This window comes from Luteimonas chenhongjianii (assembly GCF_002327105.1).
Lineage (GTDB): Bacteria > Pseudomonadota > Gammaproteobacteria > Xanthomonadales > Xanthomonadaceae > Luteimonas > Luteimonas chenhongjianii.
In genome coordinates, this window is sequence record NZ_CP023406.1 from 1851660 (window position 1) to 1866824 (window position 15165).

At 68.4% G+C, this 15165-nt stretch carries 16 protein-coding genes and 1 tRNA gene; 8 read left to right on the top strand and 9 right to left on the bottom strand.

All coding sequences use genetic code 11. The annotated features are described in order from the left end of the window. Window positions 1-4: 4 nt before the first annotated feature. From sdhA to lolD, 6 genes are all read left to right on the top strand, one after another. Window positions 5-1795 carry a succinate dehydrogenase flavoprotein subunit gene (gene sdhA / locus CNR27_RS08510; RefSeq protein WP_096297937.1) on the top strand — a complete coding sequence of 597 codons (1791 nt, stop codon included), beginning with the start codon at window positions 5-7 and terminating at the stop codon, window positions 1793-1795. Between the two features lie 14 nt (window positions 1796-1809). Next, on the top strand, window positions 1810-2592 hold the full coding sequence (locus CNR27_RS08515) for a succinate dehydrogenase iron-sulfur subunit (protein WP_096297939.1): 783 nt from the start codon (window positions 1810-1812) through the stop codon (window positions 2590-2592). A 211-nt stretch (window positions 2593-2803) separates the two neighbouring features. Next, entirely contained in the window at window positions 2804-3061 is a 258-nt protein-coding gene (locus CNR27_RS08520) for an FAD assembly factor SdhE (protein WP_096300449.1), read from the top strand. Then, window positions 3027-3479, top strand: coding sequence for a hypothetical protein (locus CNR27_RS08525; RefSeq protein ID WP_245815580.1), 453 nt, complete (start codon window positions 3027-3029; stop codon window positions 3477-3479). Before CNR27_RS08520 ends, CNR27_RS08525 begins: the two co-directional genes overlap by 35 nt. Before the next feature lie 69 nt (window positions 3480-3548). Beyond that, on the top strand, window positions 3549-4790 hold the full coding sequence (locus CNR27_RS08530) for a lipoprotein-releasing ABC transporter permease subunit (protein ID WP_096297941.1): 1242 nt from the start codon (window positions 3549-3551) through the stop codon (window positions 4788-4790). 1 nt (window position 4791) lies between these two features. After that, window positions 4792-5511, top strand: a complete 720-nt coding sequence (gene lolD / locus CNR27_RS08535) for a lipoprotein-releasing ABC transporter ATP-binding protein LolD (protein WP_096297943.1) — start codon at window positions 4792-4794, stop codon at window positions 5509-5511. Window positions 5512-5593: 82 nt separating this feature from the next. Here the strand turns inward: lolD and CNR27_RS08540 are convergent, their stop codons facing one another. The 6 genes from CNR27_RS08540 to CNR27_RS08565 all read right to left on the bottom strand — a co-directional run bounded on the left by CNR27_RS08540 (window position 5594) and on the right by CNR27_RS08565 (window position 10802). Further along, entirely contained in the window at window positions 5594-6460 is an 867-nt protein-coding gene (locus tag CNR27_RS08540; protein ID WP_096300453.1) for a DMT family transporter, read from the bottom strand. A gap of 59 nt (window positions 6461-6519) precedes the next feature. Continuing rightward, window positions 6520-7551 (bottom strand): UDP-N-acetylmuramate dehydrogenase, encoded by a 1032-nt coding sequence (gene murB / locus CNR27_RS08545; protein ID WP_096297945.1) that lies wholly within the window; start codon window positions 7549-7551, stop codon window positions 6520-6522. 8 nt (window positions 7552-7559) lie between these two features. After that, complete coding sequence (locus tag CNR27_RS08550) at window positions 7560-8612, bottom strand: quinone-dependent dihydroorotate dehydrogenase (RefSeq protein ID WP_096297947.1); 1053 nt, start codon at window positions 8610-8612, stop codon at window positions 7560-7562. Next, on the bottom strand, window positions 8612-8902 hold the full coding sequence (locus tag CNR27_RS08555) for a DUF4190 domain-containing protein (protein WP_096297949.1): 291 nt from the start codon (window positions 8900-8902) through the stop codon (window positions 8612-8614). The genes CNR27_RS08550 and CNR27_RS08555 overlap by 1 nt, the downstream gene beginning before the upstream one ends. A 185-nt stretch (window positions 8903-9087) precedes the next feature. Next, window positions 9088-10623: an L-piperidine-6-carboxylate dehydrogenase gene (amaB, locus tag CNR27_RS08560; protein ID WP_096297951.1), complete on the bottom strand. Its 1536-nt coding sequence runs from the start codon at window positions 10621-10623 to the stop codon at window positions 9088-9090. A 102-nt stretch (window positions 10624-10725) separates the two neighbouring features. Next, window positions 10726-10802: transfer RNA gene (locus CNR27_RS08565), tRNA-Arg, on the bottom strand. 31 nt (window positions 10803-10833) lie between these two features. Here CNR27_RS08565 and CNR27_RS15265 point away from each other — a divergent pair. After that, window positions 10834-11061: a hypothetical protein gene (locus CNR27_RS15265; protein ID WP_157745335.1), complete on the top strand. Its 228-nt coding sequence runs from the start codon at window positions 10834-10836 to the stop codon at window positions 11059-11061. Between the two features lie 145 nt (window positions 11062-11206). Further along, window positions 11207-12760, top strand: a complete 1554-nt coding sequence (locus tag CNR27_RS08570; RefSeq protein WP_096297953.1) for a calcineurin-like phosphoesterase C-terminal domain-containing protein — start codon at window positions 11207-11209, stop codon at window positions 12758-12760. Between the two features lie 111 nt (window positions 12761-12871). Here CNR27_RS08570 and mtnC read toward each other — a convergent pair whose 3' ends face one another. The 3 genes from mtnC to CNR27_RS08585 form a co-directional block, all read right to left on the bottom strand. Further along, a complete protein-coding gene (gene mtnC / locus CNR27_RS08575) occupies window positions 12872-13561 on the bottom strand; it encodes an acireductone synthase (protein ID WP_096297955.1) in 690 nt (229 codons plus the stop codon). Window positions 13562-13798: 237 nt separating this feature from the next. Continuing rightward, entirely contained in the window at window positions 13799-14353 is a 555-nt protein-coding gene (locus CNR27_RS08580; protein ID WP_096297957.1) for a 1,2-dihydroxy-3-keto-5-methylthiopentene dioxygenase, read from the bottom strand. A gap of 116 nt (window positions 14354-14469) precedes the next feature. Continuing rightward, window positions 14470-15114: a methylthioribulose 1-phosphate dehydratase gene (locus tag CNR27_RS08585; protein ID WP_096297959.1), complete on the bottom strand. Its 645-nt coding sequence runs from the start codon at window positions 15112-15114 to the stop codon at window positions 14470-14472. Window positions 15115-15165 lie beyond the last annotated feature (51 nt).

Below are 15165 nucleotides of genomic sequence, written 5' to 3' on the forward strand. Positions count from 1 at the left end.
CCACATGACCAACGCTTACAAGATCACCGAACACAACTACGACATGATCGTCGTCGGCGCCGGCGGCGCCGGCCTGCGGGCGACCTTCGGCCTGGCCCACAAGGGCCTGCAGACCGCGTGCCTGACCAAGGTGTTCCCGACGCGCTCGCACACCGTCGCGGCCCAGGGCGGCATTTCCGCTGCGCTCGGCAACATGGGCGAGGACGACTGGCGCTTCCACTTCTACGACACGATCAAGGGTTCGGACTGGCTGGGCGACCAGGACGCCATCCAGTACATGTGCCGCGAGGCGATCCCCGCGATCATCGAGCTCGAGCACCAGGGCGTGCCGTTCTCGCGTACCGAGGAAGGCAAGATCTACCAGCGCCCGTTCGGCGGCATGACCACGCACTACGGCCAGGGCATCGCCCAGCGCACGTGCGCGGCCGCCGACCGCACCGGCCACGCGATCCTGCACACGCTCTACCAGCAGTCGCTCAAGCACGACGCGCGCTTCTTCATCGAGTACTTCGCGCTCGACCTGATCATGGACGAGGACGGCGCCTGCCGCGGCGTGCTCGCGCTGGACATGGCCGAGGGCACGTTGCACCTGTTCCGCGCCCAGGGCGTGGTGCTGGCGACCGGTGGTTACGGCCGCGCCTACTTCTCCGCGACATCCGCCCATACCTGCACCGGCGACGGCGGCGGCATGGCGCTGCGCGCGGGCCTTGGCCTGCAGGACATGGAGTTCGTGCAGTTCCATCCGACCGGCATCTACGGCGCGGGTTGCCTGATCACCGAGGGCGTGCGTGGTGAGGGCGGCATCCTGCGCAACGCCAACGGCGAGCGCTTCATGGAGCGCTATGCGCCCAACGCCAAGGATCTTGCCTCGCGTGACGTGGTCTCGCGTTCGATGACGATGGAGATCCGCGAAGGCCGCGGCGTCGGCGAGCACAAGGATCACATCCACCTCGACCTGACCCACCTCGACCCGAAGGAAATCCACGAAAAGCTCCCGGGCATTTCCGAGAGCGCGAGGATCTTCGCCGGCGTGGACGTCGAAAAGCAGCCGATTCCGGTGCTGCCGACGGTGCACTACAACATGGGCGGCATCCCGACCAACTACCACGGCGAAGTCGTGCAGCTGAAGGATGGCAACCCCGACGCGGTGGTGCCGGGCCTGTATGCGATTGGCGAAGCCGCCTGCGTGTCGGTGCATGGCGCCAACCGTCTCGGCTCGAACTCGCTGCTCGATCTGGTGGTGTTCGGCCGCGCGGTCGCGAACCGCTGCGCCGAGACGATCAAGCCGAGCGCGCGGCAGAAGCCGCTGGCAAAGGACGCCTGCGACAAGGCGCTGTCCAATCTCGATTCGCTGCGCCACGCCAGCGGCGGCACGCCGACGGCGGTGATCCGCGACAAGATGCAGCGCACCATGCAGAACGACGCGGCGGTGTTCCGTACCAGCAAGACGCTGGCCGAGGGCGTCGACAAGATCCGCGAGATCCATGCGTCCTTCGCCGATGTCCGGGTAAGCGACCGTTCGATGGTCTGGAACTCGGATCTGGTGGAAACCCTGGAGCTGCAGAACCTGCTGGGCCAGGCGCTGGTGACCATCGTCTCGGCCGAGAACCGCAAGGAGTCGCGCGGCGCGCATGCGCACGAGGACTTCCCGGACCGCGACGACGTGAACTGGCACAAGCACACGCTGTGCTGGGTCGATGATGCCGGCAACACGAAGATCGATTACCGCCCGGTGCACATGTACACGCTCGACGACGAAGTCGAAGTCGTGCCGCCGAAAGCACGCGTTTACTGAGCCGGGGACCCGACATGGCAGAATTTTCGCTCCCGAAGAACTCCAAGGTGCAGCAGGGCCGGCACTTCCCGGCCACCGGCGCGACGCGCACGCGTACCTTCAAGGTCTACCGCTGGAATCCCGACGACGGCCGCAATCCGTCGACCGACACCTACGAGGTCGATCTCGACAAGTGCGGCCCGATGGTTCTCGACGCGCTGATCAAGATCAAGAACGAGATCGATCCGACGCTGGCGTTCCGGCGCTCGTGCCGCGAAGGCATCTGCGGTTCCTGCGCGATGAACATCGACGGCACGAATACGCTCGCCTGCACGCGGGCGATCGAAGACTGCAAGAAGGCGGAAGTGCCGATCTATCCGCTGCCCCACATGGAGGTGGTCAAGGATCTGGTGCCGGACCTGACGCACTTCTATGCGCAGTACGCCTCGATCCAGCCCTGGATCCGCACCCAGAGCGCGCCGCCGCCGGATCGCGAGCGGCTGCAGTCCAAGGAAGATCGCGCCAAGCTCGACGGCCTGTACGAGTGCATCCTGTGCGCCTGCTGCAGCACCAGCTGCCCGAGCTACTGGTGGAATGGCGAGCGTTACCTCGGTCCCGCCGTGCTGCTCCAGGCCTATCGCTGGATCATCGACAGTCGCGACGAGGACACCGGTGCGCGCCTGGACGATCTGGAGGATCCGTTTAAGCTCTACCGCTGCCACACCATCATGAACTGCGCGCGGACCTGCCCGAAGGGTCTCAATCCCGCCAGGGCGATCGGTGAGATCAAGCAGCTGATGCTGGCGCGCCGCGGCTGATCGAACCGGCAGGGAAGCGCGGTCTGCTCGACCGCGCGTTCATCGCGTCGTGCAAGCAGCGGGGTTTTCGCGCACCGGGAACGCAGCCCGGGAGTACGCCCGGGCTGTGGGCCACCGGGCGCTGGAAACGCGGGTTGCTGCCTCGCAGATCGGTCACATGCCTGGGCATGATCGGCACAGTCCGCCCGACGTGCCCGACACGGAGATCCGCATGATCCACGATGACGCTACCGAACTGCGCCGCCTGCGCTGGCGTAGCCGACGCGGCATGCGCGAGCTCGACCGGCTGTTCGAGCGATGGCTCGACCGCTGCTGGGCGACCTCCACCGACGCCGAGCGGGATGTTTTCCGACGGCTGCTGGATTGCGAGGACGATAGGCTCTGGAAGTGGTTCCTCGGCCATGAGCGTCCAGATGACGCAGAGCTCGACACCCTTGTCCAGTCGATCCGGCAGCTTCAGCCGGACTGAAGGCGCGCCGTTGCGGCTGCAGTGGCTGCCATCGCGCCTGCTCGGCTGTCTGATCGCGTTGATCGGCGTCTGCGCCTGCATCGCGCTGTGGCTGTCGGAGTTGTCGACGTCCGCCGCTGCACTCGCAACCCCTGTGGTGCTGGCCGCGACTCTCTGGAGAATCCACCGCCTGCGGCGCGAGTCGCCACGCGAGCTGGTCATCGATAGCGCAGGCCACATCCATCTCGATGGCGCGCGCATCGATGCGTTGGCGCTGGAGTGGCGTGGGCCCATCGCGGTGCTGCGCTGGAAGGAGCGCGGTCGCGCGCGCTGTCTTATCTGGTGGCCGGACACCCTGCCGCCGGGTTCCCGACGTGAACTCCGTCTGGCCGCGCCCGCAACCGTCACGCGACCGGCAACGGATTCGATGGCACCATAGCGACGCCCCGGGCGGGCGGATCCGTCGGTGGAGACGCCGCGGGTGCCGCGGCCCCCAAGACGGACGTCCATGCTCAGACCCATCCCCGCTGCCATCGGCCTGCGTTATCTCCGGGCCAAACGGCGCAACGGCTTCATTTCCTTCATTTCTCTGGCCTCCATCCTCGGCATCGCGATCGGCGTGACCGTGCTGATCACCACGCTTGCGGTGATGAGCGGTTTCCAGAAGGAAATCCGCGACCGCATGCTCGGCATGGTCGCGCACGCGACGATCAGCGCCGACGGCGACACGCTGTCGAACTGGCAGCGCGCCGTGGATGTCGCGCGCGAGGATGCGCGCGTCGCCGGCGCCGCGCCGTATGTCGACACCCAGGCATTGCTGCGCGGCCGTCGCAACGAGCCGGCCGCAGTGCGCGCGATCGTCCCCGAGGACGAGGCGCAGGTCTCGGACCTGGCGACCTCGATGGTCATCGGCAAGCTCGAGGACCTGCAGCCGGGCACCTTCAATATCGTGCTCGGCCGCGAACTCGCGCTGTGGCTCGGTGTGGGGGTCGGCGACAGCGTCATCGTCACCACCGATTTCCAGGTCACGCCGATGGGCGCGGTGCCGCAGCTCAAGCGCTTCACCGTCAGCGGTATCTTCGAAGCGGGTTACCAGGATTTCGACCGGCGGCTCGCGGTGGTCAATCTCAGCGACGCCCAGCGCCTGCTGCGGATCGGCGACGGGGTGACCGGCGTGCGCCTGAAACTGCACGACATGGATCGCGCCCAGCAGGTCACGCGCGATCTCGTGCACAGGCTGGGCGGCGTGTACCGCGTCAGCGACTGGAGCATCGAGAACGCCAACATGTTCCGCGCGCTCAAGCTCGAGAAAACCATGATCGGCATCCTGCTGTCGCTGATCATCGTCATGGGCTCGTTCAACCTCGTCGCTTCCCAGGTGAGCCTGGTGACCGACAAGCAGGCGGATATCGCGATCCTGCGCACGCTGGGCCTCACCCCCGGCGGTGTCATGCAGGTGTTCATGGTGCAGGGCACGATGATCGGCGTCATCGGCACCATCCTCGGCATCACCGGCGGACTGTTGCTGACCTTCAATCTCGAACACATCCTGCGTGCGATCGAGGGCGCGTTCGGCGTCGTGCTGATGCCCGAGGACGTCTATTACGTGACCGGCCTGCCGATCGACCTGCAGGTCAGCGACGTGGTGATGATCGCCAGCGTCGCGCTGCTGATGGCCTTCCTCGCCACCATCTATCCGGCGCTGCGCGCGGCGCGCACAGCCCCGGCGGAGGCGCTGCGCTATGAGTGACATGACCACTGCAACCACCAGCCCACCCGACACCGTGGTGCTGGCGGCCGAGGGTCTGGGCAAGACCTACGCCGAGGGCAAGCTGCACACGCCGGTGTTCGACGGGCTGGATTTCGCGGTGCGCGCCGGCGAGACGGTGGCGATTCTCGGTGCGTCCGGTGCCGGCAAGAGCACGCTGCTGCATCTGCTCGGCGGGCTGGACACACCGACAGCGGGCGAGGTGTTCGTGTCCGGGCAGAAGATGAGTGCGCTTTCGAACGCCGCGCGCGGCACGCTGCGCAACCGGTCGCTGGGCTTCGTCTACCAGTTCCATCACCTGCTGCCGGAGTTCACCGCGCTCGAGAACGTCATGCTGCCGGCGCTGCTCAACGGCGCCAGCGATGCGGATGCGACCAGACGCTCGCGCGATCTGCTCGAGACGGTCGGCCTCGGTCATCGCCTCGCGCACAAGCCGGGCGAACTGTCGGGCGGCGAGCGCCAGCGCGCCGCCGTAGCGCGGGCGCTGGTCAACGGGCCGGCCTGCGTCCTGGGCGACGAACCGACCGGCAACCTCGACGAGCGCACTGCGGCGACGGTATTCGAGCTGATGCTCGAGCTCAACCGCGCCCAGCACACCAGCTTGGTGCTGGTGACCCACGACCGGCGCCTGGCGCGCAAGCTCGACCGGGTCATGGAACTGCACGAGGGCAAGCTGCGCGAGGTCGCGAAGGAAGACGTCTGACGTTGTTCCGGAGCGCCGCTGGCTGCGATCCGCCAGTCGGCTGAGCGCAGCCGCCGCGCCTGCGTCGGCCTGCTGCAGCCGCCTATTCGCCGGGCTTGGCCGCCTGCGCCGGCCGCTGGGTCGCCGCGCGGCGCGACAGTACCGCCTCGCGATGGGCGATATAGCCGTTCGCTCCGAACACGATCGCCGCGCCGATCAGTGTCCACAGGTCGATGACCTCGCCGAACAGCCACCAGCCGAAGACCACGACGATCGGCAGCTGCACGAAGCTGATCGGCTGCAGCGCCGATACTTCGCCCAGGCGCAGGGCCCGTGTCCACAGCCACTGGCCCAGCGTGCCGAGCACGCCGGTGGCGATCAGCCACAGCCACACCGTGGGGCTGGGCCAGGTCCACTGGAACAGCGCCGGCACCAGCGACAGCGGCACCCACAGCAGGTATGTGTAGAAGACGACGGTGTCGGGCGGATCGAGCTTGGACAGCTGCTTCATCTGGATCGCCACCAGCGCCGCCAGCAGGGCGCCGAGCACCGGCACCAGCATCGCGGTGGAGAACGACACGCCGGGCCGCAGGATCACCAGCACGCCGATGAAGCCGGCGCTCACCGCCGCCCAACGCCGGGCGCGCACGATCTCGCCCAGCCACAGGACCGCGGCGATCGTCGCGAACAGCGGCGTGGCATACGACAGCGAAATAGCTTGCGAGAGCGGCAGATGTCCGATCGCCCAGAACGCGCACAGCATCGAGCCCAGTCCGACCACCGTGCGCACCGCATAGCGGCCCAGGTTGCGGGTGCGCGGCAGGCCCCGGCCGCTGTGCAGGATGATCGGCAGCAGGGCCAGAAGGCCGAAGAAATTGCGGAAGAACGCGACCCCGGTGGTCGGGATGGTGGCCGATGCGAAGCGGATCGTGATCGCCATCAGCGCGAACGCCGAGGTGCTGCCCAGCATCAGCAGCGCGGCCTGACCCTGCACGGTCGCCGGACGCCAGCGGAGCAGGGCGGCCAGGTTCACCACGCTGCCCCGATGATCCTCGGTTCCGGTTCCAGGGCTACGCCGAAGCGCATGTGGACCGAGGCGGCGATGCGCCTGGCCAGTGCCAGCAGTTCGGCGCCGCTGGCGCCACCGTGGTTGACCAGCACCAGTGCATGCCCTTCGGCGACACCGGCATCGCCGTCGCGCTTGCCCTTCCAGCCGCACTGGTCGATCAACCAGGCGGCCGAGAGCTTGCGCAGGCCCTCCTCGGCGGCGAAGACCGGAATCCCCGCCTGCGCGGCAACCAGCATCGCGGCCTGGGCCGCCGGCACGATCGGATTCTTGAAGAAGCTGCCGGCGTTGCCGGTCACCGCCGGGTCGGGCAGTTTGCTGCGGCGGATGTCGATGACCGCCTCGGCAACGTCGAGCGGGCGAGGATCGTCGATGCCGCGCGCGGCGAGCGTGTCGCGCAGTCCGGCGTAGTGCAGGACCGGCTGCGCGAAGCGGTGCAGGGCGAATTCGACGGCGGTGACGATCCAGCGTTGGGGCTGCTGCTTGAAGACGCTGTCGCGGTAACGGAAGCGGCAGGCGTCCGTATCGAGTCGTACGAAACTTCGCGTCTCGTGATCGAAGGCCTCGACCGCGACTACCCGCTCACCGACTTCGACGCCATAGGCGCCGATGTTCTGGATCGGCGCGGCGCCGACCGTGCCGGGGATCAGGGCGAGATTCTCGAGCCCGCCAAGTTCCTGCGCGAGCGTCCACAATACGAAGCCGTGCCAGTCGGCGCCCGCGGCCGCGCGTACCACGACCTCTTCGCCGTCATCGGAGATCACGCCGCGACGCGCATCGACGATCGTCAGTGCGTCCTCCGCATCACCTGCGAACAGCAGATTGCTGCCACCGCCGATCAGCAGCGGCCGCGCGTCGGCGCCGAGGAGCGCCAGCGCCCGGGGCAGGGCGGCGGCATCGGACACCTCGACCAGCCTGCGTGCGCGTGCGGGCACGCCGAAGGTGTTGCGCGGGCGTAGATCGGCCGGCTGCAGAAGACGGAAGGCGTCGGGCATCGGGCGCGTCAGCGGCTGGGCAGGTTGCCGCGGCTCGGCGCTTCGCGACGCCGCCGGATTGCCTCGACGCAATCGCCGATCAGCGCCGGCCCGCGATAGACCAGGCCCGAATACACCTGGACCAGCGACGCGCCGGCGGCCATCTTCTTGACCGCGTCGGCACCGGAAAGGATGCCGCCCACGCCGATCAGCGGGATGTCACTCGCCAGCCGGGTGCGCAGCATGCGCAGCACGGTCGTGGACTTGTTCATCAACGGCTCGCCGGACAGCCCGCCGGCTTCGTCGGCGCGCCGGTCGCCCTGCACGCTGACACGCGAGACCGTCGTATTGGTCGCGATGACGCCGTCGACGCGCAGGTCCGAGAGCACCCGCGCCGCGGCTTCGATGTCGTCGTCGCTCAGATCCGGTGCCACCTTGACCAGCACCGGCACGCGCTTGCCGTGCTGGCCAGCCAGGCGCTCCTGCGCTTCGCGCAGCGTGCCGATCAGCCTGCGCAGCGACTGTTCTTCCTGCAGTTCGCGCAGGCCGGCGGTATTCGGGGACGAGATATTGACGGTGATGTAGTCGGCGAGCGGATACACGCGCTCCATGCAGAACAGGTAGTCGTCGGCGGCCTGTTCGTTGGGGGTGTCCTTGTTCTTGCCGATGTTGATGCCGAGGATGCCGTTGCGCCTGGCGCGGGCGACATTGGCGATCAGGGCGTCGACACCCCCATTGTTGAAGCCGAGCCGGTTGATCAACGCGCGATGGCGTGGCAGGCGGAACATCCTCGGCTTCGGGTTGCCTGCCTGTGGCCGCGGCGTCACCGTGCCGATCTCGACGAAGCCGAAGCCCAGCGCGAACAGGGCGTCGATGTGCTCGCCGTTCTTGTCGAGGCCGGCGGCAAGGCCGACCGGATTGGCGAAGCGCAGGCCGAAGGCTTCGGTCGGCAACGGCTGCGGGGGCTTGGCCGCGAGCGACGACAGGCCCGTGCGATGCAGCGTATCGAGCGCAGCCAGTGTCAGGCCGTGCGCGCGCTCGGGATCGAGCCGGAACAGCAGGGGGCGCAGGCTGGAATACATCAGGACGTGGTGGCGATGACGGCGAACAGGCCGCCGAAGAACAGCAGCACGAACAGCATGCCGACGATGGCGAGGGCGACCATCGTGTAGCCGAGGGTCAGGCCGGCAATTGCCAGACCATCGCCCTCGAGCGTTTCCGGCTGGCGCCGGATCTCGGCACGGGCCAGGTGGCCGGTGACGATCGCCACGATGCTGCCGATGACCGGCAGCGCCGACCAGCCGAGGATCCCCGCGACGAGGCTGATCACCGCCAAGGTGCTGCTGCGGCGCACCGCGAGCGGCGCGTTCATGCGAAACACCGCCGCACATCCGCATATGCCGCGCAGGGCGTTGCGGTGGACAGACCGGCTGGAATGCGCAATGCCATCGGCAGCGGTCCAGGGAAGTCGGGGGAAGACACGATTATTCAGACACCGGGGTCAGGCGTGCAAGCGCGCCGCGCCACGGACCTGTATCCGTGGCGCGATGCGGAACATCACAGATCGAACTTGATGCCCTGCGCCAGCGGCAGCGCATCGGAGTAGTTGATCGTGTTGGTCTGACGACGCATGTACGCGCGCCAGGCATCCGAGCCCGATTCGCGGCCGCCGCCGGTTTCCTTCTCGCCACCGAATGCGCCGCCGATCTCGGCGCCGGAGGTGCCGATATTGATGTTGGCAATGCCGCAGTCCGAACCCCAGGCCGAGAGGAATTGCTCGGACGCGCGCAGGTCGGTGGTGAACAATGCCGACGACAGGCCCTGGGGCACGTCGTTCTGCATCGCGATCGCATCGTCCAGGTCGCTGTACTTCATGACGTAGAGGATCGGCGCGAAGGTTTCGGTCTGCACCACTTCCGCATCGTTGGTGAGCCCGCTGACCAGCGCCGGCAGCACGAAGTTGCCCTTGCGGTCGGTGAGGGCCTTGCCGCCGCTCTCGATCGTGCCGCCGCTGGCCTTGGCCTTCTCGATCGCGTCGAGATAGGCCTGCACGCCTTCGCGGCTGTTGAGGGGGCCCATCAGGTTGGCTGCGTCGGTGGGATCGCCGATCCGCTTCTCGACCTGGCCGTAGGCGGTCTTGAGCTTGGCCAGCACGTCGTCGTAGATCGACTCGTGCACGAACAGCCGGCGCGTGGTGGTGCAGCGCTGGCCGGCCGTGCCGACCGCGCCGAACACGATCGCCGGGATCGCCAGCTTCAGGTCGGCGGTCGGGTCGACGATGATCGCGTTGTTGCCGCCGAGCTCGAGCAGGGAGCGGCCCATGCGCTTGGCGACACGCTCACCGACGTGGCGGCCGACCTTGGTCGAACCGGTGAAGCTGATCAGCGCGACGCGCTTGTCGTCGACGAACGCCTGCGCGAGATCGCTGCCGGCATCGTTGAAGAGGAAGAAGATGTCAGGGAAACCGCCGGCCTTGAGCGCGTCGTTGCAGATCTTCATCGAGGCGATCGCCGACAGCGGCGTCTTCGGCGACGGCTTCCAGATCGAGATGTTGCCGCAGACCGCCGCGACCAGCGCATTCCAGGCCCACACCGCGACCGGGAAATTGAACGCGCTGATGATGCCGACCACGCCCATCGGATGCCACTGCTCGTACATGCGGTGGCCAGGGCGCTCGGAATGCATGGTCAGGCCGTAGAGCTGGCGCGACAGGCCGACGGCGAATTCGCCGATGTCGATCATTTCCTGGACTTCGCCGTCGCCTTCCGGCTTGGACTTGCCCATTTCCAGCGCGACCAGCGAACCCAGTGCGTCCTTGTGCGTGCGCAGCGCCTCGGCGCACAGGCGCACGGCTTCGCCGCGGCGCGGCGCGGGCGTCTTGCGCCATTCGCGGAACGCGGCCTGGGCGCGGGTGACGATCCGCTCGTAGTCGGCTTCCGACGTCGCCAGCACCTGGCCCAGCACTTCGCCATTGGTCGGGTTGACCGGCTCGAGGATGCCGGCATCACGGCCGTCGGCCCATTCGCCATTGCCGAGATAGGTGCCCGATTCGGTGGCCTGAAGGCCGAGCGCGGTGAGGACGGGATGGGGCATGCGGAAAAACTCCTTGTGACGGCGTGGCCGGGAGGACCGGAACGCGGGGGATGCGCAGGCCATCGGGCGCGAGGCGCCGGCGGCTCAGGGATGATCGCGCTCTGGTGACCCCGGCCCGATTCGAACGGGCGACCTGTCCCTTAGGAGGGGACCGCTCTATCCAGCTGAGCTACGGGGCCTGGAAGCCGTACAGGATACCGGAGTGCCGCCATGCGGGCCAAACCGCGGCTAGGCGCGGTGGGCCGGCATCAGCCGGGCGTGGTCGCCGGCTCGCGCATCGCGCCCGGCCTGGCCGCACCATGCACGCCCGCCCGCAGGCCCGGCCGATGTCGGCAGGGCGCATTCGACCGCATCGGCATCGGCGTCGGCCGGCGCCAGTCCATGCATGTCGTGCTGGCGTTGGCCCGGATGAGCTTCCGCGTACGGGGCGCGGCCTGATCCCGCCGTGATCCACGTCTGGCCGCCTTCTGGTCCCGCATCGGCCCACTCCAGGTAATTCACGCGCTGGAGCGTGGGACGCCGGCAGGCGAAATCGCCGGCCGACGCATAATGGAACGCTTCCCCCGAGCAGAAGGTAGCGTCGATGCGGCATGTTCTCCGGCTTGCGCAGATCCCGCTGGCGATCGTGTTGCTCGCGCCCGCGGCAGGGGCTGCGATGGCCTGCGATGCGGGACGCGTGGTCGACGATGCCGGTGCAGGCATCGCCGGCGTCCGCGTGTCTGACGGGCGTCGCATCGTCGAGACCGCGGCCGATGGCCGCTTCACCGGCCTGGGGGGCCGGGATGCGCCGGTCTTCGTGATCAAGCCCGCCGGCTGGACGCTGCCGCGCGCCGGGGCCAATCCGGCGTTCTGGCGGGCGCCCGCTGCGCGTGGCGCGGCCTGCACGTTCACGCTGCAGGCCGGCGAGGCGGAAGGGACGCTCGATGTGGCGGTATTCGCCGATCCGCAGACCGCGAGCGAAGCGGAAGTCGGCTACTACGACCGCAGCGTCGTCGAGGCCGCACGTCGCGCCGGGCCGTTCGGCCTGGGTTTGATGCTTGGCGATGTCACCAACGACGAGCCCGCGCTGTATCCGGTGATCGACGCTGCGACCGCGCGCGTCGGTTCGCCGTGGCTGCACGCCCCCGGCAATCACGATCTCGATTTCAGCGCGTCGGACGACCGCGGTTCCACCGCCTCGTTCCGCGCGGCCTACGGGCCCGAGACCTATGCCTGGGAAACGCCGCAGGCCTCGTTCCTGGTGCTCGACAACGTGATCCACCAGCCCGGGCAGCGACCGGGCTATGTCGGCGGGCTGCGCGAGGACCAGTTCGAGTTCCTCGAGGCCTACCTGCAGGCCGCGCCGCGCGACCGGCTGCTGGTGGTCGCCGCGCACGTGCCCTGGTTCGACACCGCGGCCGGCGGAGCACCCGAGACCATGCGCAGCGCCGATCGCGCGCGCCTGTTCGCGGCCCTGCAGCACTTCGACCGCGTGCTGCTGCTGACCGGCCATCGCCACACCCAGCAACACGTCCGCCACGACGCCGGGAGCGACTGGCACGGCGCGGCGCCGCTGCACGAGTACAACGTCGGCGCGGCCAGCGGTGCGTTCTGGAGCGGCGCGCCGGATGCGCAGGGCATTCCCGATGCGACGATGGCCGACGGTACCCCGAACGGCTTTGCCAGCCTGCGCATCGATCCGGATGGCGGATACCGGTTGGCCTGGCATCCGGCACGCGACACCGCCGCCGATCCAGCGACGACGCAGGCGATGGCACTGCATGCGCCACGCGTGCTGCGTCAGGGCGCGTATCCGGCCTGGGGCGTCTACGCCAATGTCTATATGGGCGAGGCGGATACCCGGGTCGAGTTCCGCGTCGGGGATGGCGACTGGACGCCGATGCGCCGCGTCGAGCGCGCCGATCCGCGCCTGCTGCTCGAGAACGCGCGCGACGATCTGGCCGACGCCCTGCGCGGCCGCGACCGCTCGCCCGAGGCGGTGCCGTCGCTGCACCTGTGGCGTGCTGCGCTGCCGACCGATCTCGCGACCGGCGAGCACGAGGTCGAGGTGCGTGCCTTCGATCCCTGGCAGGGCGAGCAGCGCGCCCGCACGCGCTATCGGCTCGACCGCTTCGATGACGCCGCGCGCGCGCCATAAGCGCGGCGCTGGCGGATCCACCATGGCCGGCGCATCGCCGCGGCGCGGCGCGGGAGGCCCGTAACCTGCAGCCGGCGGCGCATCACCCGTCGACGGCGCAGCAGTCGCCGCTCAGCGGATCGCGTCGATCTGGTCGAACGTGGTCACGCGCGGATGGCCATTGGCCGCCGTCGCATCGCGCGGTGTCGGGTAGTCATCCAGCCGGTCGACCAGGATCGTGCGCATGCCGGCGTCGCGCGCGGCATCCAGCTCTTCGACCACGTCCGACAGGAACAGCACCTCCGCCGGGGCGGCGTCGAGCGCGTCGGCGATGCGCGCATAGCTGTCGGCATCGCGCTTGCCGCCAACTTCGGTGTCGAACCAGTTGGAGAACAGGCCGGTCAGGTCGCCCGCATCGCTGTGGCCGAAGAACAGCTTCTGCGCAGGCACCGAGCCCGACGAGTACACCGCGAGCGTCTCCCCGGCTTCGTGCCAGCGGCGCAGCGCCGGGGCCGCGTCGGGATAGATGTGCGCAGTGAAATCCGCATCGCGATAGCCGCTCGACCAGATCATGCCCTGCAGCGCCTTGAGCGCCGTGTGCTTGCGGTCGGCGTCGATCCAGCCCTGCAGTGTTTCGACGATCATCGCGTCGTCGCACATCGCGCCGTGCTCGGTTGCGACCACGTCCAGCCAGTGCCGCACCTCGGGATCGTTGCCATGCGCGGCGACGAAGCCGGGCAGGGCGCGGCGCGCATACGGGAACAGCACGTCCTTGACGAAGGAAATGCTGCTGGTGGTGCCTTCGATATCGGTCAGGATCATCCGCGCGTCAGCCGGTTCGGGGGCGTTGAAGTGTAAGCCGTCGCCATGTCATGCCGGCAGCCGACTCCGGGCGTTTCAGCGCTCACCACGAGCGTGCAGTGGCTGTCGTCGCCGTGCGCTCCTGGCGGGGCGCCATGGGTCGTGGCTGCGCACACCGTCCCGGGACGCCCGCTGCAGATACGCCGCTCGGTGGCTGGCCGCGCACGGGATCGTGGGGCCGGCCGAACGACCTGGTCGTCAGCGCGTATCCGGCTCGTAGCGCGGGAATTTCTGCGCGATGTCGGAGCCGGTGAAATGACCGATCCAGCCGTCGGGCTGCTCGAAGAAGCGGATCGCGACGAAGCGCGGTTCGCTGCCCATGTCGAACCAGTGGGTCACACCGTCGGGCACGCCGATCAGATCGTCCTTCACGCACTCGATTTCGTAGACCTTGCCGTCGACATGCAGGGTGAACAGCCCCGAGCCTTCGACGAAGAAACGCACCTCGTCTTCCTTGTGGAAGTGCTCGTCGAGGAATTTGGCGCGCAGTTCCTCGCGCTTGGGGTTGTCGGGCGCGATGCTGATCACATCGACCGACTTGAACCCGCGCTCGGCGCTGATGCGGTCGATGTCGGCCTTGTAGGCGGCGATGACCTCGTCGGGGCTGGCCCCGGCCGCGACGGGCGCTGCCGCCTGCCAGCGTTCGAAGGTCACGCCGATCGCCTGCAGTTCACGGGCGATCGCGTCGCCATCGCGGCTGTCGAAGAGCGGCGTGTCGGGTGCGGTGTCGGCGAAGATGCGGAGGCGGCTCATGGGACTGGCTCGGGGCGCTTGCGGGGCGTGCAGACTAGCAAAGCCGTGCCGGCGCAACGTTGACCGGGGCGGAACACAGCGCCCTCACTGACGTGCGGTGCGAAGCTGCGCGGAATTCAGCTGCGTACGCCGAGCCGGCGCAGCTCCAGTTCGCAGTGCAGCAGGAACTCGAACGCCTCCAGGTGCCGCCGGGCCTCGGCCATGTCGCGGCCCCAGGCATAGAGACCATGACCATCGATCAGATAGCCCCACATCGGCCCGGCATCGAGCAGGGCGTCGACCTGCGCCGACAGCACCCGCATGTCCTGGCTGTTGGGCAGCACCGGAACATCGATCGCGATCTCGTGGGTGCTGTTGCCGGCAAAGGCCTTCAACAGTTCATAGCCTGCCAGGCGCACGTGTCCGGCGCCGGCGAACAGGCGCGAGGCGATGGTCTGGGTCGGTGAATGCGTATGCAGGATGCAGCCGATCTCCGGGAACCGGCGGTAGAGCTGGGTATGGAGCAGCGTCTCGGCCGAAGGCCGGTGTTCGCTGCCGACAGCCCGCCCTTCGAAGTCGACGACCATGATGTCGTTTTCCCCGAGCCGGCCCTTGTCGCGGCCGGAGACCGTGATCGCGGCATGGCGATCATCGAGGCGGCGCGAGAAATTGCTGCTGGTCGCAGGGGTCCAGCCGGCCTGGGCGAGTTCGCGGATATTGACGATCAACTCGCCTGCGAGTTCGCGCAGACGGTGGGTGTCGTAAGGAGGCGTGTCTGACATGGCGTGAAGTCTAGCGTGCCGGGCATGCCGTCCGCGCGGCCCGCAGGTTTC

Coding starts and splice junctions, on each gene's coding strand:
- sdhA (WP_096297937.1), top strand. CDS start 5: ATGACCAACGCTTACAAGATCACCGAACACAACTACGACATGATCGTC.
- CNR27_RS08515 (WP_096297939.1), top strand. CDS start 1,810: ATGGCAGAATTTTCGCTCCCGAAGAACTCCAAGGTGCAGCAGGGCCGG.
- CNR27_RS08520 (WP_096300449.1), top strand. CDS start 2,804: ATGATCCACGATGACGCTACCGAACTGCGCCGCCTGCGCTGGCGTAGC.
- CNR27_RS08530 (WP_096297941.1), top strand. CDS start 3,549: ATGCTCAGACCCATCCCCGCTGCCATCGGCCTGCGTTATCTCCGGGCC.
- lolD (WP_096297943.1), top strand. CDS start 4,792: ATGACCACTGCAACCACCAGCCCACCCGACACCGTGGTGCTGGCGGCC.
- CNR27_RS08540 (WP_096300453.1), bottom strand. CDS start 6,460: ATGCTGGGCAGCACCTCGGCGTTCGCGCTGATGGCGATCACGATCCGC.
- murB (WP_096297945.1), bottom strand. CDS start 7,551: ATGCCCGACGCCTTCCGTCTTCTGCAGCCGGCCGATCTACGCCCGCGC.
- CNR27_RS08550 (WP_096297947.1), bottom strand. CDS start 8,612: ATGTATTCCAGCCTGCGCCCCCTGCTGTTCCGGCTCGATCCCGAGCGC.
- CNR27_RS08555 (WP_096297949.1), bottom strand. CDS start 8,902: ATGAACGCGCCGCTCGCGGTGCGCCGCAGCAGCACCTTGGCGGTGATC.
- amaB (WP_096297951.1), bottom strand. CDS start 10,623: ATGCCCCATCCCGTCCTCACCGCGCTCGGCCTTCAGGCCACCGAATCG.
- CNR27_RS15265 (WP_157745335.1), top strand. CDS start 10,834: ATGCGGGCCAAACCGCGGCTAGGCGCGGTGGGCCGGCATCAGCCGGGC.
- CNR27_RS08570 (WP_096297953.1), top strand. CDS start 11,207: ATGCGGCATGTTCTCCGGCTTGCGCAGATCCCGCTGGCGATCGTGTTG.
- mtnC (WP_096297955.1), bottom strand. CDS start 13,561: ATGATCCTGACCGATATCGAAGGCACCACCAGCAGCATTTCCTTCGTC.
- CNR27_RS08580 (WP_096297957.1), bottom strand. CDS start 14,353: ATGAGCCGCCTCCGCATCTTCGCCGACACCGCACCCGACACGCCGCTC.
- CNR27_RS08585 (WP_096297959.1), bottom strand. CDS start 15,114: ATGTCAGACACGCCTCCTTACGACACCCACCGTCTGCGCGAACTCGCA.